Origin of the sequence: Malaciobacter marinus (genome assembly GCF_003544855.1) — a bacterium.
GTDB classification, from domain to species: Bacteria; Campylobacterota; Campylobacteria; order Campylobacterales; family Arcobacteraceae; genus Malaciobacter; species Malaciobacter marinus.
In genome coordinates this window covers 1,295,183-1,313,496 of sequence record NZ_CP032101.1, presented here as the reverse complement: position 1 = coordinate 1,313,496, position 18,314 = coordinate 1,295,183, and the positions used below count along the sequence as shown (strand labels likewise).

The 18,314-nt window shown below is 26.5% G+C and carries 15 protein-coding genes; 10 read left to right on the top strand and 5 right to left on the bottom strand.

Going from position 1 to position 18,314, the window contains the following annotated elements; genetic code table 11:
* Positions 1-93: 93 nt before the first annotated feature.
* Genes AMRN_RS06475 through AMRN_RS06465 form a run of 3 tightly spaced genes read left to right on the top strand, consistent with a single transcriptional unit; the run spans position 94 to position 2,881 of the window.
* Complete coding sequence (locus AMRN_RS06475) at positions 94-753, top strand: NAD(P)H-dependent oxidoreductase (protein WP_099311883.1); 660 nt, start codon at positions 94-96, stop codon at positions 751-753.
* A gap of 9 nt (positions 754-762) precedes the next feature.
* The gene (locus tag AMRN_RS06470; RefSeq protein ID WP_099311881.1) at positions 763-1,752 is read left to right on the top strand and encodes an L-dopachrome tautomerase-related protein; all 990 of its coding nucleotides are present in this window, start codon (positions 763-765) and stop codon (positions 1,750-1,752) included.
* Between the two features lie 28 nt (positions 1,753-1,780).
* The gene (locus AMRN_RS06465) at positions 1,781-2,881 is read left to right on the top strand and encodes an alkene reductase (protein WP_099311879.1); all 1,101 of its coding nucleotides are present in this window, start codon (positions 1,781-1,783) and stop codon (positions 2,879-2,881) included.
* A 142-nt stretch (positions 2,882-3,023) separates the two neighbouring features.
* Here the strand turns inward: AMRN_RS06465 and recR are convergent, their stop codons facing one another.
* Entirely contained in the window at positions 3,024-3,596 is a 573-nt protein-coding gene (recR, locus tag AMRN_RS06460; RefSeq protein WP_099311878.1) for a recombination mediator RecR, read from the bottom strand.
* Between the two features lie 71 nt (positions 3,597-3,667).
* Here recR and dnaJ point away from each other — a divergent pair, with 71 nt between their 5' ends.
* Positions 3,668-4,795, top strand: coding sequence for a molecular chaperone DnaJ (gene dnaJ / locus AMRN_RS06455; RefSeq protein ID WP_099311877.1), 1,128 nt, complete (start codon positions 3,668-3,670; stop codon positions 4,793-4,795).
* Between the two features lie 30 nt (positions 4,796-4,825).
* On the opposite strand, the gene AMRN_RS06450 is transcribed toward dnaJ, so the two are convergent.
* The gene (locus AMRN_RS06450; RefSeq protein ID WP_099311876.1) at positions 4,826-5,347 is read right to left on the bottom strand and encodes a nucleoside/nucleotide kinase family protein; all 522 of its coding nucleotides are present in this window, start codon (positions 5,345-5,347) and stop codon (positions 4,826-4,828) included.
* 153 nt (positions 5,348-5,500) lie between these two features.
* On the opposite strand from AMRN_RS06450, the gene trpB reads away from it, so the two are divergent.
* The gene (trpB, locus tag AMRN_RS06445) at positions 5,501-6,718 is read left to right on the top strand and encodes a tryptophan synthase subunit beta (protein ID WP_099311875.1); all 1,218 of its coding nucleotides are present in this window, start codon (positions 5,501-5,503) and stop codon (positions 6,716-6,718) included.
* 22 nt (positions 6,719-6,740) lie between these two features.
* Here trpB and AMRN_RS06440 read toward each other — a convergent pair whose 3' ends face one another.
* The gene (locus AMRN_RS06440; protein ID WP_099311874.1) at positions 6,741-7,559 is read right to left on the bottom strand and encodes a ferritin-like domain-containing protein; all 819 of its coding nucleotides are present in this window, start codon (positions 7,557-7,559) and stop codon (positions 6,741-6,743) included.
* A gap of 76 nt (positions 7,560-7,635) precedes the next feature.
* Here AMRN_RS06440 and AMRN_RS06435 point away from each other — a divergent pair, with 76 nt between their 5' ends.
* The 3 genes from AMRN_RS06435 to AMRN_RS06425 are packed head-to-tail and all read left to right on the top strand — an operon-like array spanning position 7,636 to position 10,186.
* Complete coding sequence (locus AMRN_RS06435; protein ID WP_099311873.1) at positions 7,636-8,229, top strand: MBL fold metallo-hydrolase; 594 nt, start codon at positions 7,636-7,638, stop codon at positions 8,227-8,229.
* A gap of 10 nt (positions 8,230-8,239) precedes the next feature.
* Positions 8,240-9,202: a GGDEF domain-containing protein gene (locus tag AMRN_RS06430; RefSeq protein ID WP_099311872.1), complete on the top strand. Its 963-nt coding sequence runs from the start codon at positions 8,240-8,242 to the stop codon at positions 9,200-9,202.
* 9 nt (positions 9,203-9,211) lie between these two features.
* Positions 9,212-10,186, top strand: coding sequence for a GGDEF domain-containing protein (locus AMRN_RS06425; RefSeq protein WP_099311871.1), 975 nt, complete (start codon positions 9,212-9,214; stop codon positions 10,184-10,186).
* Here the strand turns inward: AMRN_RS06425 and cmoB are convergent.
* Positions 10,183-11,097 (bottom strand): tRNA 5-methoxyuridine(34)/uridine 5-oxyacetic acid(34) synthase CmoB, encoded by a 915-nt coding sequence (cmoB, locus tag AMRN_RS06420; RefSeq protein ID WP_099311870.1) that lies wholly within the window; start codon positions 11,095-11,097, stop codon positions 10,183-10,185. The two genes, AMRN_RS06425 and cmoB, sit on opposite strands and share 4 nt — an antisense overlap.
* A 181-nt stretch (positions 11,098-11,278) precedes the next feature.
* Here cmoB and ccsA point away from each other — a divergent pair, with 181 nt between their 5' ends.
* The gene (gene ccsA / locus AMRN_RS06415) at positions 11,279-14,047 is read left to right on the top strand and encodes a cytochrome c biogenesis protein CcsA (RefSeq protein WP_099311869.1); all 2,769 of its coding nucleotides are present in this window, start codon (positions 11,279-11,281) and stop codon (positions 14,045-14,047) included.
* Between the two features lie 31 nt (positions 14,048-14,078).
* Here the strand turns inward: ccsA and AMRN_RS06410 are convergent, their stop codons facing one another.
* Positions 14,079-16,850, bottom strand: a complete 2,772-nt coding sequence (locus tag AMRN_RS06410; protein ID WP_099311868.1) for a sensor domain-containing phosphodiesterase — start codon at positions 16,848-16,850, stop codon at positions 14,079-14,081.
* A gap of 168 nt (positions 16,851-17,018) precedes the next feature.
* On the opposite strand from AMRN_RS06410, the gene AMRN_RS06405 reads away from it, so the two are divergent.
* Positions 17,019-18,308 carry a M20/M25/M40 family metallo-hydrolase gene (locus AMRN_RS06405; protein WP_099311867.1) on the top strand — a complete coding sequence of 430 codons (1,290 nt, stop codon included), beginning with the start codon at positions 17,019-17,021 and terminating at the stop codon, positions 18,306-18,308.
* Positions 18,309-18,314 lie beyond the last annotated feature (6 nt).

The window sequence follows — 18,314 nt, the reverse complement described above, 5'->3', positions numbered from 1 at the left end:
TTTAATTCCATTACTTACCTAAAGTAAAGTAAGATACATTTAAGTTTATAAAGTCTATAATTCTCAGTAATAAAAGTTTTTAGGAGTAAAAGAATGAAAGAGAGTTTTTTAAATGCAATGAAATTCAGACATGCTTGTAAAGTATTTGATGAAGATAAAAAAATTCCAGATGAGGATTTTGAGTACATATTAGAAACAGGAAGATTAAGTCCTAGTTCATTTGGTTTTGAACCTTGGCAGTTTTTAGTTGTTCAAAATAAAAATTTAAGAGAAAAATTAAAAGAATTTACATGGGGTGGCAAAAGTCAATTACCAACTTGTAGTCATTTTGTAATTATTCTTTCAAGAAAAAGAAATTCGATGATTTATGACAGTGAATATATTTCATATATGATGAAAGATATTCAAAATTTACCTGAAAATATCATTGAGTTAAAAGGTGGTTTTTATGAAAAATTTCAAAAAAGCGATTTTGATTTATTTAACAATGACAGAGCAATATTTGACTGGGCAACAAAACAAACATATATTGCCTTAGGAAATATGATGACAGCTGCTGCTTACATTGGTGTTGATTCATGTCCTATTGAAGGTTTTGATATGGAAAAAATGAGAATTTTCTTAGAAGAAGATTTAAATATTAATTCCCAAGAATTTGGTGTGTCTTGTATGCTTGCTTTTGGATATAGAAAAGAGAATCCAAGGGAAAAAACTAGACAAAATATTAATAATATATCAAAATGGTATAACTAAGGAAAATCAATGAAAAAAGTATTATTAACATCAATAATATTAGTATCAGCACTCTTTTCTAATAGTGTTGATGTAGTAAAAACTGTTGCAACTTTTGATGAAAGACCTGCAAATTTAACTATATCAAAAGAAGGTAGAATTTTTGTATCTATGCATCCTTTGATTAATCCTACTATTAAATTAATTGAATTAAGTGCAATGGGAAGTAAAAATGTATATCCAAATAAAGAATATTCATTGGGAAACAACTCAATTATTGGTGCAACTATTGCTGTAAAAGTAGATAGTAAAGGTAATCTTTGGGTATTAGATTTAGGAAAAAAACAGTTTATAATATGGGATACAATGAAAAATAAATTAAAAAATATTATTAAAATCCCTTCTAATGTTCTTACAAAAGCTAGTTTTTTACAAGACTTTGTTTTAGATGAGAAAAGAAATAGAGCAATTATTGCAGATATGACTCAAGGTGATTTAAAAAGTAAACCTGAACCTGCATTTGTAGTTGTTAATATAAAAACAGGTCTTTCAAAAAGATTTGCTCAAGGTCATAAATCTATGATGCCTGATTTTGATGGTGGTTTTGCATTAAATCCAATAGCAATCGATCCTGAATTTAATTGGGTCTATTATGGAGCAATTCATGGTAAGAAAATATATAGAATTCCTGCAAATAGTTTTGATAGTGAAAAAAATGTAATAAAAAATATCAAAGAATATGCACCAAAATCATATAGTGATGGAATTGCTGTTGATAAAAATCAAAATGTATATATAACTGATATCGAAAAACAAGCAATTGGGGTATCAAATAAAAATACTTATAAAATAATCGCTAAATTACCAGAAAATCAAACATGGCCTGATGGTTTAGCCATTGCAAATGATGGATATGTTTATGCAACTGTTAATCAACTTGATAAAACGGCAGCTTTAAATAATAAAAAAGAAGAAGGTGTTTCTCCATACTTAATAGTTAAAACTAAATTGGAAGACTAATTAAAATAAATATCTAAAGGGATAAATTATGAAAAATATTTTCGAATCATACAAAATGAATAATATTCATTTAAAAAATAGAGTTTTAATGGCACCAATGACAAGATCAAGAAGTGCTAAAGGTGAAGTTCCAACACAAATGAATGCAAACTACTATGCTCAAAGAGCAAGTGCAGGTATTATTATAACTGAGGCAACACAAATATCTAAGCAAGGACAAGGTTATGCAGATACTCCAGGTATTTATACAAAAGAGCAAATTGAAGGTTGGAAAAAAGTAACTAAAGCTGTGCATGATAAGGGTGGAAAGATTATTTTACAACTTTGGCATGTAGGAAGAGTTTCAAGTTCAAAAGTAAATAAACTGCAACCAATTGGTCCATCACCACTAATAGCAAAAGATACACAAGTATATATATTTGATACACCTGAAAGTAAAGATGCAACAATGATACCAGTTGAGCAACCAAGAGAAATGACTACAGAAGATATATCTCAAGTAATTGAAGAGTTTACAACTGCAGCAGAAAATGCAATTGAAGCAGGTTTTGATGGTGTTGAAATTCATGGTGCGAATGGATATTTAATTGATCAATTTCTAAGAAGTAACTCAAATATTAGAGATGATAAATATGGTGGAAGTAAAGAAAATAGAATAAATCTATTGCTTGAAATAACAAAAGCAGTAATTGCAAAAATAGGTTCTGAAAAAACAGGTGTAAGATTGTCTCCATTTATTAAGTTTAAGGATATGGATGATCCTGAGATGTTAGATACTTTTATGTTAGCAGCAAAAGAGTTAAATAAATTAGATATTTTGTATATTCACCTATGTGAAGCTGATTGGGATGATGCACCAAAGATTCCTGAAAGTTTTAGAAATGAACTTAGAAAAACTTTTAAAAATACAATAATTGCAACAGGTGGTTATACTTTACAAAGAGCTAATGATGTAATAAAAAAAGATTTAGTTGACTTAGTTGGTTTTGGAAGATATTTTATTCCAAATCCTGATTTAGTTAGTAGACTAGAAAATAATTACCCATTATCTGAAATCAAAGATTCACATACTCTTTTTGGTGGTAGAGATGAGTATGGTTATAGTGATTATTCTTCGTACAAAGATTAATTATTAAATAGTAGAGTAGTATAACTATTCTACTATTTTTTTAACAATGTTTTACACTTATGAGCATATAGTTTTATATTATAAAAGATAGAGTGAACTATTTTATAATAAAGAGTTATATATTCCCAATAAATAATCTAGTTTAAATAACAACTTTACTCTCAATTGCTTTTGAAAGAGAAATTAAATCAACATTTTCTAAACTAACACCTGTTGGTACACCTTGTGCGATTTTCATAAAATTAATATCGAAATTTTTTAATTTATCTTCAATAAATAGTATAAAAGCATCATTTGCAAGTGATGGAGTAATAGCAAAAAGTATATCACTTACTCTATTTTCTCTTACTAAATCTATTAATTTATCAATACTTTGTTCATCTAAATCTTCAATTACAAAATATAATCCATCAAATTTTTTAGACTCTTCGATTATAAAAATATCTTTTGCACTTTGAACTATACAAAGAATTTTTTCATTTCTACTATCATCTAAACAAAACTCACAAATTTCATGTTCACTCATAGAACCACATCTTGTACATTTAGTTATATTCTTTATAGCATTTTCAATGCTATGAGCTAATTTTATACCACAATAGTTATCATTCATTACTATATGATAAGCTAATCTTAAAGCTGATTTTTTTCCAATAGTAGGAAGAGACTCAAAAGCCTCAACTAATTCATAAAATTTTTCTAATCCTTTTTTCATAAGGCGGATTATATCAAAGATTTATCATAATTTAGTTAAAATCGCGTAAAATTAAGTTAGGAGTACTAATATTGACTGAATTAGATTATTATGAAGTATTAGAAATTAGCAAAAATGCTGATAAAAGTACAATAAAAAAAGCCTACAGAAAAATGGCGATGAAGTATCACCCTGACAAAAACCCTGATGACTCAGAAGCAGAAGATAGATTTAAAGCTGCTAATGAAGCTTATCAAGTTTTAAGTGATGATGAAAAAAGAGCTATTTATGATAGATATGGTAAAGCTGGCCTTGAAGGACATGGCCAAGGTGGAGGATTCTCAAGTGCAGGATTTGATGACTTAAGTTCAATTTTTGAAGAGATGTTTGGCTCTGCATTTGGTGGAGCTGATTTTGGTGGTGGAAGAAGACAAAGAAAATCATACAATTACAATTTGGATATTGGTATTGAAGTTGAAGTTGAATTCAATGAAGCTATCTTTGGTGTAACAAAAGATGTAACTTATAAATACAAAGATGCTTGCGATACTTGTAAAGGGACAGGAGCAAAAGATGGAAAATTATCTACTTGTTCTACTTGTCAAGGTCAAGGCCAAGTACACATAAGACAAGGATTTATGACTTTTGCACAAACTTGTCCGCATTGTCAAGGAACAGGAGAATCAAAAGCTCAAAACTGTAAAAAATGTAGTGGTACAGGATATCATGAAAAAGAAGATAGTTTTGAAGTAAGTATCCCTGAGGGTATTAATGATGGAAATAGAATTAGAGTTTCAAACAGAGGGAATATTGCACCTGATGGAACAAGAGGTGATTTATATATTCAAATTTCTGTAAAAGAGGATTCTCATTTTATTAGAAATGGAGATGATATTTATATTGAAGTTCCATTATTCTTTACTCAAGTTGCCCTTGGTGGGAATATTAAAATACCTAGTTTAAGAGGTGAAGTTGACTTAGAGATTCCTGCTGGAACTAAAGATAAAGAACAATTTAAATTTAGAGGTGAAGGTGTAAAGTCTGTACAAGGATATGGAAAAGGTGATTTAATTGTTCAAATTAAAATAACTTACCCAAAATCATTAAATGCAGAACAAAAAGAACTATTAACTAAACTTCAAGAGAGTTTTGGAATAGAGAGTAAACCACATGAATCAAGCTTTGAAAGTATGTTTGATAAAGTTAAAAAATGGTTTTAATTAAAGTTAGGGACTAACTCCCTTGCTTTATTACTTTAAACTTATTATTAACTCTTTTAACTTTTTTGCTGATTCATTTATACTCTTATCATTACAAAATTCCAATAAATTTTTAGCTTCTATTTTAGTATAAGTTCTATTTAATCTATTTTCTATTTGTGTTAATGTTTCTCTATTTCTTTTAATTAATCTTTTCTTTAAAGTATCTTTATCTAAAACTATATTTATAGTAAAAACATTTTCAAACTCTTTTTCAAATTCTTGAATTACTGCTCTTGAAATAGAAATTATATTAATACTATCATCTTTAATACAGTTTTTAGAAATTCCATAGAAATTTCCATGAGCACTCCAAGATGATATAAAAAAAGAGTTTTGTTTTAATATAATAAAAGCTTCTTTTGAAAGATAATAGTTTGTTTCATTAATATCTGGTATTCTTGTTATATACCTTTTTATAAAGTTTGCATCTAATATTTTTTTCAATTCATTTAATAAAGTATCTTTACCAACTCCGCTAGCACCAACTACTAAAACTATTTTTTTATTCATTTTTCATCTTTTTAAAAAACTATAGAATTATTTTATTTAGTTTTACTTTAAAAAATCATCATATTTTATAAAGACAAGTCCTATAACTAGCTTATAACAAATTTTTAAATATAATACTTTTAAAAATGCTATTTATTCAAAAGGAAAACATATATGCAAAAACCGTATTTAAAATCATATCCAGATGAAAATGGATATTTTGGAAAATTTGGAGGTTCGTTTATACCTCCACAACTTGAAAAACCTTTTTTAGAGATTATAAAAGCCTATGAAGAGATAAAAAATTCAGATAAATTTATTGAAGATTTAAAATATGTAAGAAAACATTATCAAGGAAGACCTACTCCTATAAGCTTTGCAAAAAATTTAACTAATTATTGTAATGGAGCAAAAATATATTTAAAAAGGGAAGATTTAAATCATACAGGAGCCCATAAATTAAACCACTGCATGGCAGAAGTTATTTTAGCAAAACATTTAGGTAAAAAAAAGGTTATTGCTGAAACAGGAGCGGGACAACATGGTGTTGCATTAGCTACTGCAGCTGCTTATTTTGGCTTAGAGTGTGAAATACATATGGGTGAAGTTGATATAGAAAAAGAGTATCCAAATGTCGTTAGAATGAAAATTTTAGGTGCAAATATTATCCCTGCAACACATGGATTAAAAACTTTAAAAGAAGCAGTTGATTCAGCATTTGAAGCATATTTAAATGATACAGATAATTCAATTTATTGTATTGGCTCTGTCGTAGGGCCACATCCTTTTCCTATGATGGTAAGAGATTTTCAAAGTATTATTGGACTTGAAGCAAAAGAGCAGTTTTTAGAACATGAGACTAATCTACCTAATAATGTTGTAGCATGTGTTGGTGGAGGAAGTAATGCAATGGGAATTTTTTCAGGATTTATTGATGAAGATAATGTAGAGTTATATGGAGTAGAGCCTATGGGAAAAGGCAATGTAATTGGTGAACACTCTGCTTCATTAACTTATGGGGAAGAAGGTATAATGCATGGATTTAACTCAATTATGTTAAAAGATAAAATGGGTGAACCTGCACCAGTTTATTCAATAGGAAGTGGTATTGATTATCCATCAGTTGGCCCTGAACACGCTTTTTTAAAAACACAAGGTAGAACAAAAGTAGGTTTATGTGATGATAAAGAAGCAGTTGATGCATTTTATAAATTATCTCAATTAGAAGGTATCATTCCTGCGCTTGAATCAGCTCATGCAGTTGGTTTTGCAATGAAACTAGCTAAAACTTTAGCAAAAGATGAAACAATACTTATAAATTTAAGTGGTAGAGGGGATAAGGATATAGATTTTGTTATAAAAAACCACCCTATTCCAAATAGTAAGTTTTAAAAGAATTTTCTTTTAAAACTTATCATTTACAATCACTTTTTTTTGATAAAAACTTTAACTCTTCACATGAGAAACCTGCTTGTTTTCTTGCTTCAAAATTAATAATATATTTTTTACTTGTACTTCCAGGGTATACTTCTTCTAAAATTTTAAAATAAGTTTTTTCTGGGGCTAAATTCAATCTTTTACATTCATATTTAAACCACTTATCACCCTTGGTTACATGATCAATCTCTTCATTTAAAATAGTGTCTAAAGCTAAGAGTATTTTTTTATTAAATTCATCAGGATTTGATTTTAATTTTTCCATTATTTTTGGATTTTGTTCTAAGCCATTTGCTTCTAAGTATCTTGGAACAACAGCCATTCTACTTAATAAAGTTTGAGTAATTTTCATTGCTTCAAAAAGATTTGTATGAACTTCTAAATCACCATACTTTGCATCTAGTTCATGTAAAAGACTCTCAATCATTTTAAAGTGTCTTATCTCATCTTCTGCAACTTCTAACCAATCTTCATAATATTCTCTTGGTAAATTCTCAAATCTTAAAGCTGCATCTAATGCTAAATCTATTGCACTATACTCTATATGTGCAATAGTATGAAGAAGTGATATTTTTCCTTCTTTTGTATCAAAATATTTTCTTATTTTTATATCTTTTGCAGGAACAATTTTCAAAAAATTCTCATAAGAAGGCTTAATTATCTCGCAAGCTTCATTATCATTTTTAAAAGAAAATTGTGACACTTTAAAACTTTCATAAAACTTTTGGAATAATTCAAATTTTTTATTTGGTTTTTTTTCAACGAATACCTCTTCTAAGCTTTTAAAATAATCCATTTTTTACCTCTGTATTGCTATAATGTATATATATTATAAAAAATTAATGAATTCTATCTAAGTAAGGTTTAAAATAATGGAAATACTTAAACAACCAATGGGTGATTATCAGACTAACTGTTATATTATTATAATTGATAACAAAGAATTAATCATTGATCCAGGAGTTAATGCAACAGCATGGGTAAAATATCATGTAAAAAACCCAATTGCTATTTTAAATACTCATGGTCATTTTGATCATGTTTGGTCAAATAAAGAGTTAAGTGATGATTTAAATATAAAAATTTATTGTCCTAAAGATGATAATTTTATGTTAGAAAAAGATCCATATGCTTTAGGGATGACTCCCTCATGTGCAGATGTTTTAGTAGAACCTGATCAAGAGTTTGAATTTGAAGGAATAAAAGTTAAATTTCATCATTTCCCAGGTCATACACCTGGATGTTCAGCAATTGAAATTGAAGATAACCTTTTTTCAGGAGATTTTATTTTCAATAACACAATTGGAAGATGTGACTTTCCTTTTTCAAGTCCACAAGATATGAAAAAAAGTATAAATAAAATTTTAGAATGGGATAGAAATATTAGAATTCATCCAGGACATGGACCAAAAACAACATTATTTCAAGAAAAAGATTCGTTAAAAACGTGGTTAAATTATCTATAAAAGGGTATTTATGAGTAATATAATGGTAAACTCATTCCGACAAATTTTAGAAGACCAACAAAAAAATATTGAGCATGCTGAATTTACAATTAATGAAGATAAAAAAATTGTAAAACTTTTTGTCGACTCATTAAGATATCTTGCTATATCACTAAGCAATAGCCACAATGTGAAAAATTTAAAAATTTTATTTAAAGATTCTATTAATAATTATAATGAAATTATTTTTGAAACAAAAAATGGTACTTTTAATCCAGACTTTAAGCTTACATATTTAATTAATTTAAGTCAAAATGTAATAATAACTTATGAAATATATTGTAATGACGAACAACACTATCATAATTTAGAGATAAATAATGACGCTTTAGTTACTACATTTGACATTATCTCTCAAACTCTTTATAATAAGTATTTAGAAGAGTGCATAAAAGAGCTTTCACTAAAGGATCAAATTACTGGACTTTATAATAGAAAGTATTTAGAAAACTACTTAGAAATGGTAATTTCTCTTTCAAAAAGAGAAAATAAAAAGATTGGTTTTTTAAAGATTGGTATTGATAAATTTAAAGCTGTGATTGATGAATTTGATTATAATATTGGAGATAATGTATTAATAACTTTAGCAGAGTTACTAAAAGATACAGTAAGAAGTTCTGATATTGTAGCAAGAATTGATGGAGATGAGTTTTTAGTAGTATTACAAAACGTAAGAAGTCAAGAAAATGCAATAATGATTGCAAAAAAAATAATTGAATCTTTTAGTAAAAAGGAGATTTTAGTAAATGAGAAAACAGGTCAAACTTTATTAAAGACAATTTGCATTGGTATTTCTTTATTTCCTGATAACGCAAAAACAATTGAAGAGATATTAAATAGCTCTGATAATGCTTTATATGAAGCAAAAAATAAAGGAAGAAATGAGTTTTTTGTCTATAATGATAGTCAAATGCATACAATAGATCTATTTTAGGATATTAATTTGAGACACAATATATTAAATTTAATAAAATCAGCTGGCACTAATGAAAGTGACTATAAGGCTTTAGAAGACATATTTACTCTGTATGACCAATTACAATTTGCTTCAGATATAAAACAAATGTCAGGAGATATTTTCAATTGGTTAAATGTAACTTTTAAAATAGATAATGTAAGTATTGCTTTATTTGATATTGAAAAAAACAATAGAGAAGATATTTTAATACATGGAGATCAATTTTTCTTAGATGATAGTTTATCATTCTTTTTTATTATAAATACCCATACAAACTTAAATGCAATTGTATCATTTTGTGCTACTTCTAAGGCACATTTTGACTTAATAAATAAAAATTACAATATTATTGAATCAGCTTTTTTCCAAATTTCACCAATTATTCAAAATGGTATAATTAAAAAGAACTTTATAGAATCACAATCATTAGATTCAGTAACTAATGTTTTTAATAGACATTATTTAGTAGAAAACTTGAATAAACAAATTTTATTATCAGGAAAAGAGTATAAACAAATTTACTTTTTAATGGTTGGTATTGATCACTTCAAGGCTGTAATTGATGAGTTTGATTATGATATTGGAGATAGAGTTTTAGTTGAACTTGCAAAAGTTATTCATGCAAATATTTCAGAGTTTGATATGGTAGCAAGACTTACAGGAGATGAGTTTTTAATCTCTGTTTTAAGTTCTTCAAACGAACATGATATTATTAATATTGCAAATAAAATAATTGAAGACTTTTCAAAAGTTGAGATTAAAGTTTCATTAATTCCTGAGCAAGTATTAAAAAAGACGGCTTGTATTGGATATGATGTTTATACATACAGTGATGAAAAATCAATTGATACAACCATAAAAAATGCAGATATTGCACTATATGAAGCAAAAAACAAAGGTAGAAGTCAGGTTTTTAATTTCAATGATATGAAAGAAGAAGATACTATAGATCTTTTTTAATTCTTCTTTCTAGCTTTAACATATACTCTTTTAGGTGCAGGATAACCTTCTACAGTTTTGTTTTTGTCATCTTTATCTAAAAAATCTTCTAAACTTTGATCAAAACTCCATTGTGTTTTTCTTTGTTCTTCTTTTGTAGTCGTAGTAACAGCTAATATTTCAATATTTTCAAAACCTGCACGACTTAACCAGTTTTTTAAAGCTGAAATTGTTGGTATAAAATAAATATTTGGTATTTTTGAATATCTTTTATTGGGAGTTAATGCAACTTCTTGCTCTCCATCAATCATAAAAGTATCAATTAAAACTTCTCCATTTTTGTTTAATCCTTTTGCTAAAGATTTTAAACACCCAACAGGATCAGCTCTATGATATAAAACTCCTAGCATAAAAATAAAATCGAATTTATGATTGTAAAGCTCAAGATGTTCAACTCCTAGTTTTTCATAAATAATATTAGTTTTTGCAAAATGGTTTATAAAATCAAACTGTAACATAGTTAGTGCACTTGGGTCAAAACCTATTAGTCTTTTTGGTTTATCTTCAAGCATTCTAAACATATAATAACCGTTGTTACAACCAATATCAGCCACAACTTTATCTTTTAAATTAAAGTGTGGTCTTATTAGGTTATATTTAATATTACTTTGCCATTCACTATCAATTTCTAAACCAAAAATTTTAAATGGTCCTTTTCTCCAAGGGATTAAAGTTTTTGCTGTTTTTTCAATTAGTTCAAACTCTTCCTTTGTTAAATCTTCTTTTTTACCAACACTAAACCAGTCACTATTTTCAATATTTATATTATCTTTTTTTATTGAATAAATCTGTTTTAATTGTTCATACCAAGGTTTTACATTTTTCCATTCAAGACATTTTTGTCTTTCTTTTTTCAACTCTTCTAATTTCATAACGCGATTATATTAAATATTTGTTAAAAAACTGTTTTAATAAATATTTGTTTAATAAAACTAAAATTGATTTTTGTTATACTTCAAACTTATGAATTTGCTAGTGTTTATATACTACTACACAAAAAATTCACATAAATTTAACTATAATATTTGGATATTATAAAATAAAGGATTAGCTTTGAAAAAAGTTATAGATGTCTTATTCTCCTTTAAGACTACATTAATACTATTTGCAATTCTTGCCATTGGTGCAGCAGTTGCAACATTTATCGAAAATGACTATGGAACTTCTACGGCTAGAGTTTTAATATACAATCACATATGGTATGAAACTATTTTAGTTTTAATTACACTTAATTTATGTGCAATTATATATAAATATAAAATGTGGAAACACCCTGCAAGATTTATATTTCACGCATCATTTGTAATTATACTAATTGGAGCTGGAGTTACTAGATATATCGGTTATGAAGGAATTGTTCATATTAGAGAGGGACAAACAGAAAATAGAATGATTTCACTTGAACCTTATTTACAAGTAAAAATCAAAAAACAAGATGCCACATATTATAAAGAGTATCAAAAAGAGTTTGCAAGTTTTTGGAATGACAAATTTAGTCATGATATTAAATTTGACAATGAAACATTAAACGTAAAATTTAATAATTATATGTTTGCAAAAAAAGGAAATGCCTCAATGGGTATTTTAACTGTTGATGTAACACTTGATGGTGAAACTAAAACTGTTAAATTACCAGGGAAAAGAGGTCAAAAAGGTGTAACGAAAATTGAAGATTTTGGAGATACAATTGTAACTTTAGAGTATGGTGCTAAAGTTTTAGAACTTCCATTTAATATTAAATTAAGAGATTTTCAACTTGAAAGATACCCAGGAAGTATGGCTCCATCTTCTTATGCTTCTGAAGTTACCGTTATAAAAAAAGATGGTAAAAGCTATGATTATAGAATTTTCATGAATAGAACTTTGCATGAAGGTAATTTTTTATTTTTCCAAAGCTCTTATGACCAAGATGAAAAAGGAACAATATTGTCTGTTAACAACGATCCTGGTAAATGGCCAACATATTTAGGTTATTTCTTATTATCTTTAGGATTAATTTGGAATTTATTTGATAAAAAAAGTAGATTTTGGAAATTGACTAAATTTTTAAAAAATAGAACCGCTGCATCATTTTTACTTGCCTGTCTTAGTACTTTTGCATTAACAACGGATGTAAAAGCAAATGAAAATATGCCTAATATTTCAACTACTCAAAACTCTATTGTTACTTATATGAATGGCTTTAAAGAAGATTCAAAAGCTACTGCTGAAAAATTTTCTTATTTAGTTACTCAAAGTAATGCTGGAAGGATGAAACCAGTAGCAACTTTAAACAAAGAAATTTTACATAAAATTTCTTCAAGAAGTGCAATGTTTGGTATGAATGCAGATCAAATCGTTCTTGGAATGCTTACAAGACCTGAGTTTTGGAGACATGTAAAGATGATAAAAATCAAAACTCCAAAACTAAAACAAGTTTTAGAAATTGATGAATCAAGAAAATATATCTCTTTTGCAGAAGTTTTTACAAAAGAAGGTAAATATAAACTTGAAGAAGAAGCTAAAAAAGCATTTAGAAAAAAACCTACAGAAAGAGGAACTTACGAAAAAGACATTTTAAAACTTGATGAGAAACTAAATATATCTTATATGGTTTACAATGCAAATCTTTTTAAAATCTTCCCTAGAATTCATGATGGTAGAATTGATGATAATCACAAATGGTATAATCCTTTAGATGCATTTAGATTTTTCCAAGGTAAAAATAAAGCTGCTGTTGAAACAATGATTCGAGGTTTTATTAACTCAGTTATTACAGAAGATTATGAAAATGCAAATAAATTTATTGATATGATTCAAATCTATCAAGAAAAAGTTGGTTCAAATATTATTCCAAGTAAATCTCAAATAGAGAATGAAATATTATTTAATAAACTAGATATCTTCTTTAAATTAACACTTGCCTATTTATTAACTGGTTTAGTAATGTTAATCGTAGCATTTATAGTAATTTTTAATCCTAAAATCAAACCAGAAAAAACAACAAAAGTATTTTTTGCAGTACTTGCTATACTATTTGCAGTTCATACATTTGGAATGGGCTTTAGATGGATTATTTCAGGACATGCACCATGGTCAGATACATATGAATCACTTCTTTATATCTCTTGGTCAGCAGTATTTGCAGGAGTAGTTTTCTTTAGAAGATCTTTACTTGCACTAAGTGCCTCTGTTATTGTTGCTGCTATTTTTATGTTTACAGCACATTTAACAAATATTGATCCGCAAATTACAAACTTAGTTCCTGTTCTTAAATCATATTGGTTAACAATACATGTTTCAGTATTAACAGCTTCATATGGATTCTTTGGATTAGCTGCTATATTGGGTTATATGGCACTAATTATGTTTATTTTTAGAAAAAATAGACCTCATTTAGATGATAATATTAAAAGTATAACTGCAATATCTGAAATAGCTTTAATTATTGGTTTAAGTGCAATTACTATTGGAAACTTCCTTGGTGGTGTTTGGGCAAATGAATCATGGGGTAGATATTGGGGATGGGATCCAAAAGAGACTTGGTCTTATATCTCAATTATTGTTTATGCATTTATTCTTCATATGAGATTTGTTAAAAGCTTAAATAACCCATTTACATTTAATGTTGCAAGCACAGTTGCATTTAGTACAATTTTAATGACATACTTTGGTGTAAACTTCTATCTATCAGGAATGCACTCATACGCTACAGGTGATCCTGTGCCAATTCCTATGTGGGTTTACTATACAATAGCAATTGTGACAATTACAATTGCCTTAGCTTATAAAAACAGAGATTTAAAAGATACTGTTTGTCATGCTAAAAGTCAAAAAGATTAAGAGTAACACTCTTAATCTTTTAATCTATTCTTTACAAAATATCTTCTAAAGCTTTTGGCTTATCTATGTAAAATCCTTGTGAATAATCAATATTAAGCTCATTTACTAAATCAAATATCTCTTTTGAAGAAACAAATTCAGCAACAGTTTTTAAACCTTCTTTTTTTGCAAAAACTATCATTGCTTCAACTATATTTCTACTAAAACTATCTTTTAAAATATTTTTAATTAGTGAGCCATCTATTTTTAAAATTGTTGGTTCAAAATCTAAAAGTCTTTCAAAGTTTGAATATCCAGAACCAAAATCATCAATTGCAATATTTCCATTAAGCTCTTTTACTTTTTTTATGAACTCTTTTACTATTGAAAAATCTTTAATGTTTTCATCTTCTAATAATTCAAAAGTTACTTTACTAGCTAAGGTTTTGCATTCATTTAACTTTGCAAAGATTTTATTTCTTATCATTTCATCTTCAATATCAATAATAGAAATATTTATAGTTACATCCATGTTAAGCTGCTTCATTGCTAAAAAAGAATTATCAATAACAATACTTGTAATTTGTTTATAATATCTTCCTTTTTTTGCAATATCTATAAAGAAAAAAGGTGATATAACTTTTTCATCATCTGATATAATTCTTACTAAAGACTCATATTTTTCTATTTTTTTTGTTTTGTTATTATATATTGGTTGATAATATGAAATAATTTTATTATCTTGAATTGCTGTTTTAATCATTTTGATAGTTTCAATATTACTTTTTGCAATTTCACTTAAATTTGAAGTGAGCCCTTGTGCATATATAAAATCTTTTTTTGTTCTATATAGTTGTTTCAATCCTTGTTTTGCCTCAGCATAACTTCTTTTTTTATCTGTACTTATACTTAAAACTACACTTATATCAAATTCAAATTTATCAAACTGTAAAGTACCTCTTTTTACATTTATTTGAAATTTTTTTAATAATAATATTTCATGCTCAATAATATCAGGGTTGAAATTTTCCAACTCTTTTAAGAAAGCATACTCCCCATCACCCAAAGAATAAAACTTTTTATATCCTGAATTTAAAGGAAAAAAATCTAAAATTTCAAATGAGAACTTATCTTCGATTTGATGAATAATCTCTTCTTCATAAAAATCTTTTAATATTTCAAAATCTTCAATTTTTACAATTGCTAAAAATGGATATTTGACAGTTTTAACTTCTGCTTTTAATTGAATTTTCTGATTAACAAAAGCTGTAATATCATGTCTTAATCCCAAATATTCAATAATATTGCCTTTTTTATCTAAAATTGGTTTTATTATTGTATCTACAAAATATGGTTTCTTATTTTTTGACATATTTTTTATCGTTCCTTGAAAAACCTCTTTTTTTTGTATAGTTTTCCACATTTTTCTAAAAATATCTTTTGATGCTTCTGGATGTCTTATAATATTGTGAGATTTCCCAATTAATTCTTCTTTGCTATAACCAGATATTTCACAAAATTTGCTATTTACTTCTGTAATTAAACCTTTTTTATTTGTTTTTGATACAATTGTATGCTTATCAATTGCATTTTTATATTGATTTAAATAATTTAAGTTTTCATCTAACTCATTTTGAACTGTATTTACTAAATTTATTAAAGCTGTTAAAGAAGAATACCTTTTACTTTTAATAGGACAAGAGCTAAATTTTCTTAAAATATCATTTTCAGATAAAGTAATAGCTGTTGTGGTAATATTCATATGTGTAAGTTTTTTACCAATTTGATAAAACTCTCCTTGTGTGAAAATTCCAATACTTGAAGCTACTTGTGAAATTGCATTTAACTCAACATCTAATTTATTTGATAAAAAGTGATCTCTTTTTTTGCATGAATAAAAGTATATAGCTTCAACAGGTTTAGATGCTAATTGATTTTGTAATTGAACAGAATCATCATATACTTCATCTAAATTTCCAATAGCAAATCTTACTTTATCTCCTTCATTTAAATTTCCAGCATAAGTAAAACTATTATCATCTTCAACTTTTATGATACTTCTTGCTATATCAACACCTAAAACAGTTTTTACTAAGGGAAAAGAGATTAGAGATTCATTTAGATTTAAGCTTAGTTTATCACCAAAATATTTTTTATAAAGCTTTAAAACAGGCATATTATCTATTTCATAAACTCTATTTTTATTTGATTTTGTAATAGTCATCTCTTTGCCAACTTTTGACCAGTTAAAAGTAAAGGTATTTGAAACAAGTAAATCTTTTGAATCAATTGCTACTAAAACAATTCCATTTTTATATATTTTTTGATCTTCTATTATAAAGGCTTGTTCATAATCAAAAGTTGTAGTTGAATTTCCTCCAACAAGTATTGAATTTTTTAAATTATAACTAATAGCTTCTAGAAAACTTTCAATATTATTTTTTGCATCACTATTAAATAAAATCAATACTTTAGAGTCATCTTTTATAAACTCTTGTGATAATTTTATTGAGTTTGATATACTTAGATTTTCAATATATTTTGTTCTTATAAAACTTTTTTGAAAGATTGAAAAACTAATAACAATCTTCTTATTTACTTTTTCATTATTTATACATACATTTTTAGAGCTAGAAGAACCTACAATTTTGCAATTTGGAAGTTGCTCTTTTATAACTTTAATAATACTTTTAATCTTATCTTTTTCATAAACCGTGGAAAAAAGTTGTATCAAAATATCGGATTTTTCTTGGGGAATAATTTTATTATCAATATATAATTTTAATTCATTTAAATCTTTATAAATATAGTTTTTTAATTGCAATTTTAACCTTTTTACATTTATACTAAAAGTAATTATTATATCTTTTTTAAATTATTTTTTCAAACTAATTTTATATTTTAATTTAAAAATATAAATATAAATTGCTTAAATAAAATATAAATACATAAATAGATATAATCTTCAAATTTTAATAAAAAAGGAACTATTTTGAGCCAAATAATAGAGATTTTCAAAAATATAACAAATATTCCTAGATGTAGTGGTACACATAAACCTTTTATAGATTATATTCAAAAGTTTGCAAAAGAGTATGAGTACTTGTGCTTAGTTGATAAAACAAATAATATTTTATGCAAAAAAAATAACTCAAAAGCAAAACTAAGTTTTCAAAGTCATTATGACATTGTATGTCTAAGCGAAAATTGTGTTCCAGAGATTATTCAAGAAGGTGATATTTTAAAAGCAAAAGATTCAACACTTGGAAGTGATAATGGCATTGGATGTTCTTATATGCTGTATCTTATGAGTCAAAATTATGATTGTGAATTTTTGTTTACAAGTGACGAAGAGATTGGACTTATTGGAACTAATAACTTAGATTTAGATTTACAATCAAAATATATGCTAAACCTTGATAGTGAAGAAGAAAGTGAAATATGTATTGGATGTGCGGGTGGAGTTGATATATTTGCAGAAAATTTCAATAAACAAATTATTGAAAACAAAGATAAATTAGAACTATATGAAATATCAATTACAAACTTACAAGGTGGACATAGTGGAGTTGATATTGATAAAAATATTCCAAATGCTATAAAACTACTTGCAAAAACAATAAAAGAGTGTAATGGAAAACTTCTTGATATTTACGCAGGTGAAAGAATAAATTCAATTCCTGCTAATGCAAAAGCTATAATTGCTACAAATCAAAAACCTATTGCTTCACATGTAAATATGCAAATTGATAGAATTGATACTGCTTCAGAACACTTAAATATTTTTGATGAAAAAATAGTTGATTTTTTATATACATTTGCAAATGGAGTTAGAGGATATGATAAAAATCTAGGTGTAGTCCTTAATTCAATAAATCTTGCAAAAATAGAGACTTCAATTGATAGTATAAAAATTGAGTTAAGTGCAAGGTCTATGCAAAATGATGAGTTACAAAGAATAAAAGATGAAACTGTTGTTTTATTACAAAACCATAATTTCGAAGTAAAAACTGATGGAAAATATCCTGCTTGGAAACCAGATATAAATGAGTTTACAAATATAGTTTTAGAAATCTATAAAAAGTATAATGAAAATGCTAGTTTGGAGGCTATACATGCTGGTTTAGAGTGCGCAATTTTCAAAGATAAGTTTCCAAATATAAAAATTGCATCAATTGGGCCAACAATAAAATTTCCCCATTCTAAAAAAGAAGAAGTTAGTATAAAATCTGTTGAAAATGTATTTGAAGTAGTAAAGCAAATAGCAAATAAATATGTATAAAGAGTT